The sequence below is a fragment of the Salicibibacter cibi genome (assembly GCF_016495865.1).
Taxonomy (GTDB): Bacteria; Bacillota; Bacilli; order Bacillales; family Marinococcaceae; genus Salicibibacter; species Salicibibacter cibi.
The window spans coordinates 3,244,738-3,259,158 of the sequence record NZ_CP054706.1 but is presented as its reverse complement, the minus strand read 5'-3'; the positions used below and the strand labels follow the sequence as shown (position 1 = coordinate 3,259,158).

The following is a 14,421-nucleotide window of genomic DNA, read 5'->3' as shown; positions in this document are numbered from 1 at the left end:
ATTAATTGTCATCGATTTTAGAAGTTGAACAGTTGAACAAACAATACTCGGGTTCTTCTTTTGCTTTAAAGGATGTTTCCTTTGCCATTCCATACGGATCCATTGTCGGGTTCATCGGGGAAAACGGGGCAGGGAAATCCACAACGATGGGATCCATTTTAGGAACCCTACAAAAAGACAGTGGATCTATTCACATTTTTGGTGAAGAAATGGATCCGGACAAGAGAGACATAAAAGAAAGTATCGGGGTTGTCTTTGATGACATTCACTTGCCCGGTGGCATAACCGTCGATAAGTTGGGCCAGGTGTTCAACAAGATTTACCAACAATGGAATCAAGAGACGTTTGATCATTACATTGATTTTTTTTCCTTGCCAAAAGCAAAGCAAATCAGTGGGTTTTCGCGAGGGATGTCGATGAAACTTTCAGTTGCGGTTGCCCTTTCCCATGACGCTAAATTGTTAATTTTGGATGAAGCAACCGCGGGTTTGGATCCGACGGGAAGAGATGAGTTATTGGATGTGTTAAAGACGTTTGTTGCAGGTGCAGGGCGCAGCATTTTATTATCGTCGCATATCACAAGCGACATTGAAAAAATAGCGGATAGCCTGATTTTTATTAAGAATGGGGAACTTCTGTTAAAAGTCAAAAAACAAACATTGCTGAACCAATACGCCATTTTGCAATGCGAGCAACATGAAATTGAGCAAATCGAGCAAGATTTGATCATCACGTATAAAAAAAGCGGTGATGGAATGGAAGTGCTCGTATCTGATCGTAAACAAGTGCCTGCCCCGATCAAATCAAAAGCCTTTTCCATCGATGATATTACGCTCCTGTTAATGCGAGGTGAAGAAGCTTGAAAGGTCTACTCTTAAATCAATATTATTCGGTTTCCGCGAGTCTTCGAAATTACGTGTTGTTAAGTGTGGTCATCGTGGCTATTCTTCTCTTTTCCCGGAATGAATTGATGCAGGGTTTCGCACAAATGTTGATCACTATCTTTATGGTTACGCCTGCCCTTGAAGTGTTAAAGCATGAGTCAAAGTCCGGTTGGAATAAATTTGTGCTTACGCTACCGATAAAAAGGGGCGATGTTGTGCAGAGCCATTTTCTCTTTTTTGCCTTGGCGATGATCAGCGGTTTATTGGTCACAGTTGCTTTATTTGCGTTAGCTGATCTCATATTAGGAGATATCTTAACATCTACAAATATGTTGGGGATCCTGAATGGCGCTGGCATTGCGCTGCTTTTAGGGATCGTGGCATATCCCCTCACATACAAATGGGGAGCAGAAAAAGCGGATACAGTACTCATGCTGGGCATCATTGTGGCTGTCGGATTGTTTTTGTTAAGCAATTGGTTGTATATAGAGTTTATCGAAGACGCATTTCAAGGGATCAATCATGAGCTGCTGTTTACTTCCGGTTTTTGTGTGATTACCTTCATGCTTTATATTATTTCCTATGGAATCACACTTCAAGTGTATAAAAGAAAAGAATTCTGAATGTCAAATCCACTTAGGGGGGAGGAAAAATGAGATTCTTTTTCGCGATAATAATGATCGTTTTATCGATCATTCCATTCCTTTTTATCTATAATGGCATGCAACAGAACTTTGATACTTGGCCCGAACTTCATTTACCTGATTTCTTTTCGTGGGCGAGTTTCATTTGTATCGGGTTAATTATTGTCATCGCGATGTTCATGAAAACCCGTGATGAATGATTGAGACAAACAGATTGCCGGTGAAGAAAGTATTCATGAAATCCTTGGCTTCGCTTTCCGCGGACGAACGGTCAAGCCTCCTCGCGCAAAATCGGCACTGCGGGGGCTTGACGCGTCCGTTTTTCCGCTGGAGTCTCGCCATTGCAGCGTCGTCCCTCCGTTATAGGGTCAAGGACTTTAAATGATGGTTCCAGACCGTCCGGGTTAGGGATCGGGTGTATAGAATAGGCAAATTTAGACTCTGCACAGCATATACAAATGCAAACGATAGTTATCGACGTGCGATCAACTTACTTCTTACTGAAAAACAGAAAAGATCACTCTGTTAAGGTGTAGACGAGTGGCAGGAAAAACGAAAAATGATGCGTAAAAAATGATTCGTGTTAGAATGAAAAAAGAAAATATAACTGGGAAGAGGCATATTCGTGACAAAATTTCTTACTAAACGAAACATAACTATTGTTATCGTTGTCATCCTGCTTATCGTAGCCGGGTATTTCGTATTGCCGGTTTCCCTGCCGATTATTACAGCTTTCTTTACAGCGCTGTTATTGTCTCCGGCAGTTAAGTTTCTTATTCGCCGGGCGAAAGTCCCGAGACGTCTTTCTGTCATTACAGTATTTAGTTTATTTTTGGTTATTTTAGGAGTATCTACATACTTTATCGCCGCGGCTATCGTTACCCAGGGAATACAATTTGTGGAGAACATCCCCCACTATATCAATGAAATAAACAATGCGTTGATTGACTTTCAAAATTTTTTAGAGGATAACGAAAACCTTCCTGCCGAATTTGGCCAGGTCATTAACCAGGAAGTTAGAAGCTTGTTAAATGAATTGGGGGCAAGTGTCAGCAATGTAAATGTTCTTGGACAAATTACGGCATTTATATCCAGTATTCCGGGCTATTTCGTATCCATCATCGTCTATGTGATCGCCTTGTTTTTATTTTTGTTGGATATGCCACGCTTAAAAAAGGTGTTTTATTCATACTTGAAGGATGAAACGAAAGAAAAAGTAAACTTTATGGCCATGCGTTTTTCCAATGTCATTTTCGGGTTTATTAAAGCGCAATTTTTGGTGAGTCTCATTATTTTAGCCGTCACCCTTATTGGTCTTTATTGGATTACACCAGAGGTGGCATTGATAATGTCGCTTATTGTTTGGGTCGTTGACCTTATCCCTATCATTGGCTCGATTGCAATATTGGCCCCGTGGGCATTGTTCCAATTCATTGCCGGCGAGGCTGCATTGGGCACACAACTGCTCATATTAGCTGCGGTCCTCTTGGTGATTAGAAGAACGGTAGAACCAAAAGTAATGGGTACCCATATGGGATTATCCCCGCTTGCCACGTTGATTTCCCTATATCTCGGTTTGATGGTATTTGGCGTGATCGGATTTGTGCTTGGCCCATTATTGCTGATTGCTTTTTTGTCTGCCAAAGAAGCAGGCATTATAAAAATGGATTTCAAGATTTAGACGAAAATTCATGGGCAAGGTCTTTTTTAGAATAAAATGTTGAAGATATCCCGGAAGAATTGTATCCGCCGGAGTATGACGAAGATAGTGAGAGCGAGTAATCTTTAATTGGGGACAAACGGTTCTAGATGTTTCATTGTCTAGAGCCGTTATGTTTTTCTGATTGTCCCGAAAGTGAGAGCCGCATATGAAGCCGGAAAAGCCTGTTGATAAGAAAAAGAAGTACCTTGTATCTAGACGATCCGTTACGTTTGGTATTTCTGTCGCACCATTAAAACGGCAGATGAAGGAAGAAAAAGAAAACTTAGGTGCGTTAACAAAAGCTGAACGAAAATGTATAGGGATGTTATGTTTAACGGTAGCGCTTTGGATGACACAACCACTTCATGGTTATCATCCAACCGTTCCTGCCCTTCTCGCAGTCGTTTTAATGGGGATGCCTAAAGTAGGGTTTATAGATTGGAAGAACCTTGTGAAAGTTAATTTTGATATGGTGTTGTTAATTGGTCCTTTCGGCAGATTGGATTCTTGCGGCATTTAGTGAACCATGGATAGCACTTTTGCTCGTTGTAATCATTTCGCAAATCTATCATTTAGGCGTAACCAATGTCTCGACAGCCGTCGTCACTTTGCTTCCGGTTTTCATCGGTTTATCCACGCAAGTTGGGTTGGACCCTGTTGTCATCAGTGTTGCTGCAGGTTTAACAACGTTGTACGGATACATTTTGGTTGTGGAAACGATGCCCAATGTCGTTGCGCACGGCACCGGCTTAATCAAACAACGAGACTTTTATATTCCGGGCATATGGGCGACGATCGCAACAACGATCATTACATTATTGGTCATCTATACGTGGTGGAATTGGTTAGGTTTTTGGCCTTAAATCAAAAGAAAGCGAGGTGAGGGACGAGCATATAGGACATCCATGTGGATAAGAGAATGTCGATTTAAGCGTTGACATGATTCAAGCATTTCAGCCTGAAAGTGGCATGAGGACGAGTGGAGTGCCGGTCCTTGGGGCTGAAAAAGGAGGTTGCCAACATGTGGCATGAAACAGAGGTTCAATCACGTCTAGAAATCAAGTATCCGGTTATTCAAGCCGGGATGGCAGGTGGCACAACGACACCGGAGCTTGTTGCTGCAGTTTCAAACAGCGGGGCTCTCGGGACGTTGGGAGCCGGGTATATGGCTCCGGAGCAGATTCGATCTGCTATTCGCGCTGTTAAAGAGCTAACGGACGCATCATTTGCGGTTAACTTGTTCATTCCTTCTCCCAAACATTCAAAGGAACAGGAGCAATCCTACATCGAAGCCGGATTGAAACTGACGGAGCGTTACCGGCAAAAATTTAATCTTGAACCCCCGCAAATAAATCAAGTTGAAGAAAATTTCGATGAGCAATTAAACGTCGTTTTAGAAGAGGAAGTGCCTTGCTTCAGTTTCACATTTGGTCTTCTTCCAATGCGAATGCTTCAAAAATTAAAAGCGCAAAACATCACCACAATAGGAACCGCGACGACTGTAAATGAAGCAATCGAACTTGACCTAGCCGGCGTTGACCTCATTGTGGCACAGGGAAGTGAGGCAGGCGGACATCGTGGTACATTTTTGGCTTCTTCAATGGAGCAAGCGATGGTTGGAACGCTGGCATTGGTGCCACAAGTCGTCGATCAGGTGGATGTTCCGGTTATTGCTTCCGGAGGGATTATGGATGGAAGAGGGATAGCAGCAGCATTTATGCTAGGCGCATCCGGGATACAAATGGGTACAGCTTTTCTCACGTGTCACGAAAGTGGCGCGCAAGATATGCATAAAGAGGAAGTTTTAAACAGTACTGAAGCAGATACGATGATCACAAAAGCCTTCTCGGGGAAAGAAGCGAGGGGCATTAAAAATCGGTTTATGGAAGAAATGGATGATAAGCATGATCCCATCCCTCCATATCCCATTCAAAATGCCGCCACAAAAGATATTCGAAAAGCGGCCGGTCAACAAAAAAAACCGGATTACATGTCATTGTGGGCAGGACAAGGTACGAGGCTTAGCGAAGCAATGACCGCTAAGGAACTTGTTGATAAACTGGTAGAAGAGACGGATGCTTTACTACGTTAAACGACCAATTCATGCGAACCGGAGCATTGCGAAGGAATTTCGCCTTGTTGTATAATAGGAGTAGGAATATTATACGGAGGGATTTTTTATGGAAGCACGTGTTGAGAGCTTCGAGCTTGACCATACAAAAGTGAAAGCGCCATATGTCCGCCATGCCGGAACACAAAAGGTAGGCAGCGACGGCATCGTTCATAAATTCGATCTCCGTTTTGCCCAGCCGAACGTGACGAACATGACGCCGCCGGTGATTCATACGCTCGAGCACCTGCTTGCATTAAATATACGTGGGTATGCTGAGGCTTACGACCATTTTGAAGTGATTGATCTCTCCCCGATGGGATGCCAAACCGGCTTCTATCTAATCATTAATGGACCGGCGGAAGTTCCTGAGATCATTGATGTTTTGGAAAAAACATTAAAAGCCGGCATCGAATATGACTATGTTCCCGCTGCTACCGAAGAACAATGCGGGCAGGCGAAACTCCATGACTTGGAAGAAGCGAAAACGTGGATGCGGGATTGGCTAAAACAAGATCGAAAAGCATTGGAAGAAGTGTTTTAGGATTCTAGCTGGGTCTTGTTCTTTATCCCGGTGGTGAGTAAGAGTCATAACTCCTGCTTCAACCCCGTATGGGGATAACGGACGACTAACACCCGATTTGTTCCGACGCCCAGGATGTGCTTTAGCGGTAGCGTTTCTACGTCTTAACGGGGGATTTAAATGACCACCTACTTTAACAGATGGGTCATTTAAGAATGTTCATTTACAAATATTGCAAAACGTACTTAAACTATTGGATAAAACCTATATGCCCTTACAGTCCTATTGCTCAGTCGAAGACTACTTCAACAACGCTTCCGGTTGCATGCCTATGTTCAAGATTTTATCCTGAACTCCGACTTAAAGGCATAGGCACAGATGCGGTGGATTTGTAAAACGTATGCACCGTCTCAACCTGCCAGTCTATGTGTGGACGGTGAATGAAAAATTGCGTATGCAAAAGGTGCTCCATAAAGGGGTCAACGAATTAATCGCAGACAATATCGTCGAAGCGATGGAAGTGGTGAAGGATACTCGGAGATGATGCGTTCAAAGCAATTTATAATAAACCGGTCACGAGGCAATGCGCTCATGGTCGGAGAACTAAGTTAGATTTCAACTTTTGAGGATTGGTATATCATTTAACATGCTTTTTAAGTTAATGGCATCCCATGACATATCCTCAGTTATCCCTAATTCCACCATTTCTGTTTGCTTCGATACATCTTGTATTAAACGTAGTGAGCACCTGATAAAGGTGTTAAACATGCTGTATTATGTTATATTTGCGGATGAATTTGCTGTCCGGAAACCATTATGAGTCCCAGAACCCAAGTCTGAGGACTAATCTGGCTCCTGAGTTTCCTCGGAGTCCATAGCAAGAATCTATCTGTGGAAGTGTATTTCTATTTCTATGAAAAATGTTATGTTTTTTCTTGATAATACAAATGGGATACGATATACTATATCCATATAGAAGTATGGAAATTTTAATAAAAAAATAAAAATCTAAATAAAGTAAAAACTTTTAACGCAATCTTTTATTTTATATTGTGTTTTATACGTTTGTCGCATTTTTCGAAGGAACGTACGAAAGGGTTTCTTTGAATTTGTAAGTGATTGCTAAACAGAAATAGGTATCCAAACTCAAAGGAAGATTGATGATTATTTATCATAGTGAATAAAATATCCTATTAAATGTAAGATGTTCAAATGTATGTGGTTCTGAGATACACATATGGAGAGGAGAACACCCTACTAAGAAAACAGGTGTACTTGGTCATGAAATGGTAGGGGAAGTAGAAAGCTTAGAGGAAGGAGTAGTATCTGATTTTGCTGGAGCTAATCTAAAAGTTGATGATAGAATCAACTTATTTTCAGACATGCTGGAAATGTAAGATGTGTCAAAAAGGTGCAATAAATCTTTGTGAAAATGCATATGAGTATTGGATTAAGGCAGCTAACGAACCACCGCATTTTCATGGTAGTTTCGCTCTCATCATTATGTGCATCCTGATTATTAATTTTATAAGGTTTCTGATAATGTGCCATGCTGTGGCAGCAAGTACTAATTGTGCTATTTCACAAGTCTACTTTGGTATTGAAAAAGCTAATTTACAATAGAAACAATAGTAATTCAGGGGGCAACGGTTTGGAATTGAACGCTGCTACGTTCGCCAAAGAAAAAGGAGCTACAGTAATTATAATAGATGGGGTAGAAGGAAGATTAGAGAATGCACTTAAGTTTGGTGCTGCTCATACCATCAATTTTAAAGAGCACGAAACCGTGAAGCAAAGGGAGAAAAGGTACTTGAGTTGACGAACCAAGATGGTGCTGATGTTGGTATGGAATTAACTGGAGTTCCAGATGCATTCAGTGAAGGCGTTCATTTACTCACTGGTGGAAGTAGATATGTAAGTATCGGAAATGTTTCACTAGGAAAAGCCACATCATTCGATCCGGGGTTACTCACAAGAAAAGCAATTAATATAATCCCGATTGTTAGGCATCACCCATGGTATTTGAAAAAAGCTTTGGACTTTCTTTCAAATAATATAGATAAATATCCGTTTGAAGATATGGTCGATGGAGAATTTACATTTGAGAACATTGAAAGTGCTTTAGAAAGCTCTGTTAAGAGAGAAGTAAACCGAGCCTTTATTGTGTTCTAAGGATTACTTGAAGGAGTAATATATAGAATGACTTGTAAATATATTAGTGCTGTATTTGGGTTGAGAAGAGAAATAAAACTAACATTTGAAGATGATGTAATAAAATTATCTGTATGGTTTGCTCCCAAAAAGGTAGGTTTTTAAAAATACGCTCTTAAACACACATTATATCCTGGATTCCCGGGAAAAACACTATTTTATAACGAGAAATACTGGTATAATAGGATTTTGAAAATTATAGGCTCGTTATATATACATTTATGTAACGAGAGGAGAATATTGATTTGTCGCCATTTGCAGACTGTCTCGTTATACATTCCGGGAACGCAGGTTATATTGTTTTGAATTCACCGTCTTATACACTATATGTTGTGGCATAAATGGCTAGCTGACCTTTTTGGGTGAGAACCTCTGTATATATTCGTACGTAATATTCCATATATTTTATAATTTCTGATTGTTTACATTTTTCCATGTGTCGAATGATTGATTAAGGTCACAGTGTGCAGATTAGTGTCATTACAAATATCCATTCGTCGACAAAATGTTAAATAATACTAGACAAATCATCGGCGAGGGAGTGTATCAAGAGGGATAATTATTATGGGGGGGTGATAGAAAATATAATAATTGGAATCACATTTTATAATTGACCAAATCAAAATTACATGAAGGACTTTGAGAATTTAAAAATTACGAGGGAGGAATTACAATGGTTAACATTAACCAGGTCAGACCCAAACTTTATGTTATGGACAATGGCAAGATAAAAATGGATAAAAATTTGATGATTGCCAGTAGTAATACAGCTAATATAGACTATCCTAATGCACCTAATGAAATGATTGAGTTTCCAGTTTACACCGTTTTAATTGATCATCCAGAAGGGAAAATTTTGTTTGATACAGCCTGCAATCCTAACTCTATGGGTCCTCAGGGTCGTTGGCCGGAAGGTGTACAAAAAGGGACGCCATGGACAGTGGCTCCTGAAGAATGTTATTTGCATAATCGATTAGAACAATTAAATGTTCGCCCGGAAGATATAAAATATGTAGTTGCTTCACATCTTCATTTAGATCATGCTGGATGTCTAGAATGGTTTACAAATGCAACTATAATTGTCCATGACGATGAATTAAATGGTGCTTTGCGTATATTTGCTCGTAATCAAAGTGAAGGTGCCTATATTTGGGCTGATATTAACGCTTGGATAAAAAATAATTTACAGTTTGAAACAATTAAAGAAAATGATGATAATTTGGAATTGGTTAACGGAGTGAAAGTTCTTAATTTTGGTAGCGGGCATGCTTTTGGCTTAATTGGATTGCAGGTTGATATGCCGGAAACAGGATCTATTATTCTTGCTTCTGATGCTATTTATAATGCCGAAAGTTATGGACCTCCAATTAAGCCGCCCGGAATTATTTATGATTCCTTGGGATGGGGAAGAGCAGTTGAAAAAATACGTAGAGTAGCAAAAGAAACAAACTCTGATGTTTGGTTTGGGCATGATGCTGACCAATTTTCAAAACTCACAAAATCAACCGAAGGATATTATGAATAACGGATATAATCAGATGATAACCAAATGCTAATCACCTAAAAAGGAGTTGTTAAAATTGAAAGGAACAGTAGGTTTTATGACTGAACCAGGTAACGTAGAATTACATGACTATGATTTACCAGAAGTTATCCCAGGTTCTGTTTTAGTTAAAGTTAACCAAAGTAATGTGTGCGGCTCAGAATTACACATTTTTAATGACCAGCACCCATATATCAAAAACGCGGTTTTAGGACACGAAATGATTGGACAAATATTAGAATTAGGTGAAGGAGTAACCATTGATTATGCGGGAAATACGGTGAAAAAAGGTGATAGTATTGTTGCTCCTTACTATTTAACCTGTCAAAAATGTAGGGCATGTCGAAATGGACAATTTCATTTATGTGAAAATGCATACACCTATTGGAGTAAACCACCGACTGAATGGCCATATTTTAATGGGGCCTTTTCTACACATTATTATATTCATCCAAATCAATATTTTTACAAAGTCCCTGATAATATCAGTAGTAAGGTAGCAGCAAGTGCGAATTGTGCCTTATCACAAGTATATTTTGGTATTGATGAGTCCCAATTAAGCAGTGAAGAAACAATTGTTATTCAAGGAGCTGGAGGTTTAGGGATTAATGCAACTGCTGTTGCAAAAGAGCGTGGAGCAAACGTTATCATTATTGATGCAGTCGCTTCTCGACTTGAATTAGCAAAAGAATTTGGCGCAGATGAAACGATAAATCTAAATAATCATAAGACTGTGGATGAACGCGAGAAAAAGGTTAAAGAACTTACCGATAATTGGGGAGCTGATGTAGGAATAGAGCTTACTGGAGTACCAGATTCTTTTTCGGAGGGTATTAAACTTGTCAGACCTGGTGGTAGGTATGTGGCTATTGGTACACAATCTCCCGGAACAACTACTGCTGTTGATCCAGGGTTGCTTGTTCGTAAATCAGTAAGGATTATACCACTTATTAGATATAATCCTTGGTATCTCTATAAGTCATTGAAATTCTTGGAGCAAAACCAACACAAATACCCATTTGAATCGTTATTGGATGCAAGTTTTGATTTATCTGAAATCCAAACAGCCCTAGATAAGTCTGCAAGACGTGAAGTAACTAGAGCAACCATAAATTGTTCTTGAGAAAATTCACACCCTATGTTGCATTTTAAGTTATAGAAGCAAGGTCTAATTCCACCGTCTTTAGACGGTATAAGCTTTTAGCCTTGCTTTTTAATGTCCATACTTAAACCGAGGTGAGCGTATGGATGAATACAAAAGAAGCAGTCATGCGGTTTATGACATCAAATACCATGTTATATGGGTGACAAAGGATAGCTATCATGTGTTACGTGGGTGACATCGTCCACCGAGTAAAAGAGCTTATCAGACAAGGGTGTGAAGCGAGGGGATAACAAATATTGGGGGCAGCACTTATGGGCAAGAGGTTATTTTTGTGCATGTAGGAAATGTTACGGAAGAAATCATTCGAAATGACATCGAAAACCAGACTAGCGAGAAGAGGGACGGTATATTTAGGATTGATGATTGAGTTCCAGTCAAATATACTGTAACCATTGCGTACAACATCTTAAAAATGGAGAACCGTATCAGAAACTAGGCACCGAATACGTTCGTCAAATGCAGCAAAGTAAAGAACGCAAAATGATCGAATACCTCAAAAAGAAAGACTATACCATCTCAAATAATAATCCAGAAACAGCTTAAATAGATCTTATCAAATAATGGTATTTACTTTAGTCCTGCAAAATGAAGTTTTAGGAACTAATTTCCTATTTCCTTTTCACTAAAGCAGGGACTGCTGAATAACGGAAAAAGACTGACACATAAGCATTTTCCGTTGCTGTTGTCAAAGCTGGATGCAAGGAAATCCATCCTATAAGCAAAAAAACCCTTGCACTTCTGGCAACGTACGGAGGGATGACGCTGCAATGGCGAGACTCCAGCGGAAAAACGGACGCGTCAAGACCCCGCAGCGCCGGTTTTGCGCGAGGAGGCTTGACCGTTCGTCCGCGGAAAGCGAAGCCATGGAAGCGGCATCCCGGCTTCAACTAATATATGTAAGTTGTTCAGCAATTCCTAAAGTAATTTTTCATACAAAAAGTATAAATCAACTTTCTTACCTACATAAGTGCAACTAAGGCTTTAGCCATAAAAGCTTGTTTTCTACTTATTAAGTATCTTCGTAATACGCCTGCGCCTCGGTAATGACATTGCGCAGCGATAATTCAGCGGCAGGCATCGTAGATACTTGTAAAACTTTTTCCATCATTCGAATGGCTTCTTCGTTTTCTTGCTCATGAACCGAAGCAATGCAATCGCGAGGGACAATCGATTGATACCCCCGCATATAGGCATCGTTTGCCGTGAATTGAACACACATATTGCCGGATGCCCCGGTTAAAATCAACGTCCGAACGTTTAGGTAGCGTAACAGAAGGTCAAGCGGGGTATAAAAAAAACCGGAAAACTGCGGCTTTAACACAAAATAATCTTCATCAGCCGGCGGGAGGATACGAGCAATTTCTTGGCCGCGGACATTTTCGGAGAGGCAATGGCTGACAAGTTCCCGAAAGTCACTTTGCCAAAATCCATAATTGTCATTGACGTAAATAACCGGAATGTGAAACGATTTCGCCTGCGCTTTTAATGCTGCAATTTGTTTGGCCGCGGCTCGCATCGGCTCATACAATTTTCCCCCATTTTCGAATTCCAAATCGTTGATCATATCAATGATGAGCATTGCAACAGTCGGTTCTTTATGATAATGACTGATGTATCCTTTCATTTCTTTCCCACTTTCAAAAAATAGTCAGAATAACGGTAGAAATTTATGATAAAATGTATATATTCGTCATTTAGGAACATGATAAATGGTTTTACAATAAGGTATGTATAGATAGGCATTTTCATCAATGGGGGGATGGCAGTGACAAAAGATAAAGAATTGGAGCTCATTCGTATTCTTGAACATCATGGACGCATAGAAACGGATGTGCTTGCGAAGATGTTGGACGAAAACGAAGAGGATGTAAAAACAGGCATGAAAAAACTTGAAGATGAAAAGGTTATTTTGAGCTATGGAGCAATTATTGATTGGAATAAAGTGACCACGGAAGATCATATTGCCGCCATGATTGATGTGAAAGTTACCCCTCAGCGTGAGGTAGGTTTTGATGAAGTGGCTGCACGTATTCAGCGTTTCCCGGAAGTCACCGCCCTATACTTAATGTCAGGGACGTACGATCTTTCCGTGATGGTTGAAGGGCAAACGATGGAGGGCGTTGCCCGTTTCGTGTCCAATAAGCTGTCTACACTGGATGCTGTACTGTCAACGACGACCCATTTCCGCTTGAAAAAATATAAGCATGACGGCGTTATTTTTGATCAAGAGGAAAAAGATCGACGTATGGTGGTGTCACCATGAAGCAACAGACGATGCAAACAACACCGAAAAAAAAGCGACTCTCACGGGCGGCTTCCAGTATTGAACCATCCGGTATCCGCCGTTTTTTTGATTTGGCTGCAACTATGAAAGATTGCATCTCCCTGGGAGTTGGCGAACCTGATTTTGTCACGCCTTGGAATGTGCGGGAAGCTTCTATGGCGTCCTTGGAACAAGGGTACACCTCCTACACATCGAATGCCGGCATGATTGAATTGCGTACGGCTATCGGCGAGTATATGCTTGACCGTTTTGGCGTGGACTATGATCCGGAAGAAGAAATGATTGTTACGGTAGGGGCAAGCGAGGCAATAGATCTTGCCATACGAGCAACGATTGATCCAGGTGATGAAGTGTTGGTGGCAACACCTGCGTTCGTCTCGTATGAACCGTTGGTTACAATGTCTGGGGCGGTGCCCATACCGGTCCCGACAGATGCTTCTACTGATTTTAAATTGACGAAGGAACGTCTGGAAGCGGCAATCACCGACCGCAGCCGTGCGGTCATCCTCTCGTTTCCGAACAATCCAACGGGAGCGGTCATGAACGATGTTGAGCTTCAGGCGATTGCAGAGGTAGCAGAAGCCTATGATCTGCTCGTCTTTTCCGATGAAATTTATGCGGAGCTTAGTTATGACACGCAGCACACCGCTTTCTCGGCATTGGAACGTATGCGCGACCGCACTGTGTTAATTTCCGGGTTTTCCAAAGCATTTGCCATGACAGGCTGGCGGCTCGGTTTCGTTTGCGCTCCAACCGACATTACGCAAGCGATGTTAAAAATTCATCAGTATTCTCTCATGTGTGCACCAACACCGGCGCAACATGGAGCATTGGAAGCACTGCGGAACGGCAGAGAAATAGTGGAAAAAATGACCAATAGTTATCGTGCCCGTCGTAATTACATTGTGCATGCATTAAATGAAGCGGGACTTTCCTGCCGTTTTCCCGGCGGATCATTTTATGCATTTCCATCGGTAGAGGCGACAGGGATGGATGATGAAACATTTGCCGAACAATTGTTGATAGAGGAAAAAGTGGCAGTAGTGCCGGGAACGGTATTCGGCAAAGGCGGCGAAGGTCACGTTCGTTGTTCATACGCAACGTCCATGGATGCCCTGCAAACAGCAACTGCCCGCATTGAAGCATTCGTCCAGCGGCATGCCCAATAGTGGAAGAAAGGAGAGCATAAAATGGATGCTCTCCTTTCTTGGCAGGTAAGAAAGACAGAAGTTGTTCAAAAACGCCGGGAAAAATAAGCGTCCAAGAGACTTCGGTTAAGTTCCGGCATGTCTTGTGTCGAACGTCGAATTCATAGAGTCCGCTCCGCAATGATAATGTAAGCCTCCCCTGAGCTT

The 14,421-nt window shown here is 41.2% G+C and carries 18 protein-coding genes; 17 read left to right on the top strand and 1 reads right to left on the bottom strand.

What is annotated here, in order from left to right; all coding sequences use genetic code 11:
* The first annotated feature begins 5 nt into the window (after positions 1 to 5).
* From HUG20_RS16205 to HUG20_RS19650, 15 genes are all read left to right on the top strand, one after another.
* The gene (locus HUG20_RS16205) at positions 6 to 863 is read left to right on the top strand and encodes an ABC transporter ATP-binding protein (protein WP_200085727.1); all 858 of its coding nucleotides are present in this window, start codon (positions 6 to 8) and stop codon (positions 861 to 863) included.
* On the top strand, positions 860 to 1,507 hold the full coding sequence (locus HUG20_RS16200) for an ABC-2 transporter permease (RefSeq protein WP_200085726.1): 648 nt from the start codon (positions 860 to 862) through the stop codon (positions 1,505 to 1,507). The genes HUG20_RS16205 and HUG20_RS16200 overlap by 4 nt, the downstream gene beginning before the upstream one ends.
* A 29-nt stretch (positions 1,508 to 1,536) precedes the next feature.
* Positions 1,537 to 1,728, top strand: a complete 192-nt coding sequence (locus tag HUG20_RS16195; RefSeq protein ID WP_200085725.1) for a hypothetical protein — start codon at positions 1,537 to 1,539, stop codon at positions 1,726 to 1,728.
* Positions 1,729 to 2,153: 425 nt separating this feature from the next.
* Positions 2,154 to 3,209, top strand: coding sequence for a sporulation integral membrane protein YtvI (gene ytvI, locus HUG20_RS16190; protein WP_200085724.1), 1,056 nt, complete (start codon positions 2,154 to 2,156; stop codon positions 3,207 to 3,209).
* A 187-nt stretch (positions 3,210 to 3,396) separates the two neighbouring features.
* A complete protein-coding gene (locus tag HUG20_RS19660) occupies positions 3,397 to 3,750 on the top strand; it encodes an anion permease (protein ID WP_200085723.1) in 354 nt (117 codons plus the stop codon).
* Positions 3,713 to 4,093, top strand: a complete 381-nt coding sequence (locus HUG20_RS19655) for an anion permease (protein WP_200085722.1) — start codon at positions 3,713 to 3,715, stop codon at positions 4,091 to 4,093. Before HUG20_RS19660 ends, HUG20_RS19655 begins: the two co-directional genes overlap by 38 nt.
* Before the next feature lie 158 nt (positions 4,094 to 4,251).
* A complete protein-coding gene (locus HUG20_RS16175; RefSeq protein WP_200085721.1) occupies positions 4,252 to 5,322 on the top strand; it encodes an NAD(P)H-dependent flavin oxidoreductase in 1,071 nt (356 codons plus the stop codon).
* Between the two features lie 88 nt (positions 5,323 to 5,410).
* Positions 5,411 to 5,884 carry an S-ribosylhomocysteine lyase gene (locus tag HUG20_RS16170; protein ID WP_200085720.1) on the top strand — a complete coding sequence of 158 codons (474 nt, stop codon included), beginning with the start codon at positions 5,411 to 5,413 and terminating at the stop codon, positions 5,882 to 5,884.
* Positions 5,885 to 6,263: 379 nt separating this feature from the next.
* Positions 6,264 to 6,407: a hypothetical protein gene (locus HUG20_RS16165; RefSeq protein WP_200085719.1), complete on the top strand. Its 144-nt coding sequence runs from the start codon at positions 6,264 to 6,266 to the stop codon at positions 6,405 to 6,407.
* Between the two features lie 643 nt (positions 6,408 to 7,050).
* Entirely contained in the window at positions 7,051 to 7,260 is a 210-nt protein-coding gene (locus tag HUG20_RS20030) for an alcohol dehydrogenase catalytic domain-containing protein (RefSeq protein ID WP_200090552.1), read from the top strand.
* A gap of 254 nt (positions 7,261 to 7,514) precedes the next feature.
* The gene (locus tag HUG20_RS16155) at positions 7,515 to 7,682 is read left to right on the top strand and encodes a zinc-binding dehydrogenase (protein WP_200085718.1); all 168 of its coding nucleotides are present in this window, start codon (positions 7,515 to 7,517) and stop codon (positions 7,680 to 7,682) included.
* Positions 7,679 to 8,035: an MDR/zinc-dependent alcohol dehydrogenase-like family protein gene (locus HUG20_RS16150; RefSeq protein WP_200085717.1), complete on the top strand. Its 357-nt coding sequence runs from the start codon at positions 7,679 to 7,681 to the stop codon at positions 8,033 to 8,035. Before HUG20_RS16155 ends, HUG20_RS16150 begins: the two co-directional genes overlap by 4 nt.
* Before the next feature lie 712 nt (positions 8,036 to 8,747).
* Positions 8,748 to 9,599 (top strand): AhlS family quorum-quenching N-acyl homoserine lactonase, encoded by an 852-nt coding sequence (gene ahlS, locus HUG20_RS16145; RefSeq protein ID WP_200085716.1) that lies wholly within the window; start codon positions 8,748 to 8,750, stop codon positions 9,597 to 9,599.
* A gap of 55 nt (positions 9,600 to 9,654) precedes the next feature.
* Positions 9,655 to 10,740, top strand: a complete 1,086-nt coding sequence (locus tag HUG20_RS16140; protein ID WP_246476446.1) for a zinc-binding dehydrogenase — start codon at positions 9,655 to 9,657, stop codon at positions 10,738 to 10,740.
* Positions 10,741 to 11,538: 798 nt separating this feature from the next.
* Positions 11,539 to 11,673, top strand: coding sequence for a hypothetical protein (locus HUG20_RS19650; RefSeq protein WP_281392438.1), 135 nt, complete (start codon positions 11,539 to 11,541; stop codon positions 11,671 to 11,673).
* 118 nt (positions 11,674 to 11,791) lie between these two features.
* Here HUG20_RS19650 and HUG20_RS16130 read toward each other — a convergent pair whose 3' ends face one another.
* Positions 11,792 to 12,406 (bottom strand): cysteine hydrolase family protein, encoded by a 615-nt coding sequence (locus HUG20_RS16130; RefSeq protein ID WP_200085715.1) that lies wholly within the window; start codon positions 12,404 to 12,406, stop codon positions 11,792 to 11,794.
* Positions 12,407 to 12,547: 141 nt separating this feature from the next.
* On the opposite strand from HUG20_RS16130, the gene HUG20_RS16125 reads away from it, so the two are divergent.
* Both HUG20_RS16125 and HUG20_RS16120 read left to right on the top strand, forming a co-directional pair.
* Entirely contained in the window at positions 12,548 to 13,045 is a 498-nt protein-coding gene (locus HUG20_RS16125) for an Lrp/AsnC family transcriptional regulator (RefSeq protein WP_425504077.1), read from the top strand.
* Positions 13,042 to 14,235, top strand: coding sequence for an aminotransferase (locus tag HUG20_RS16120; RefSeq protein ID WP_200085713.1), 1,194 nt, complete (start codon positions 13,042 to 13,044; stop codon positions 14,233 to 14,235). Before HUG20_RS16125 ends, HUG20_RS16120 begins: the two co-directional genes overlap by 4 nt.
* Positions 14,236 to 14,421 lie beyond the last annotated feature (186 nt).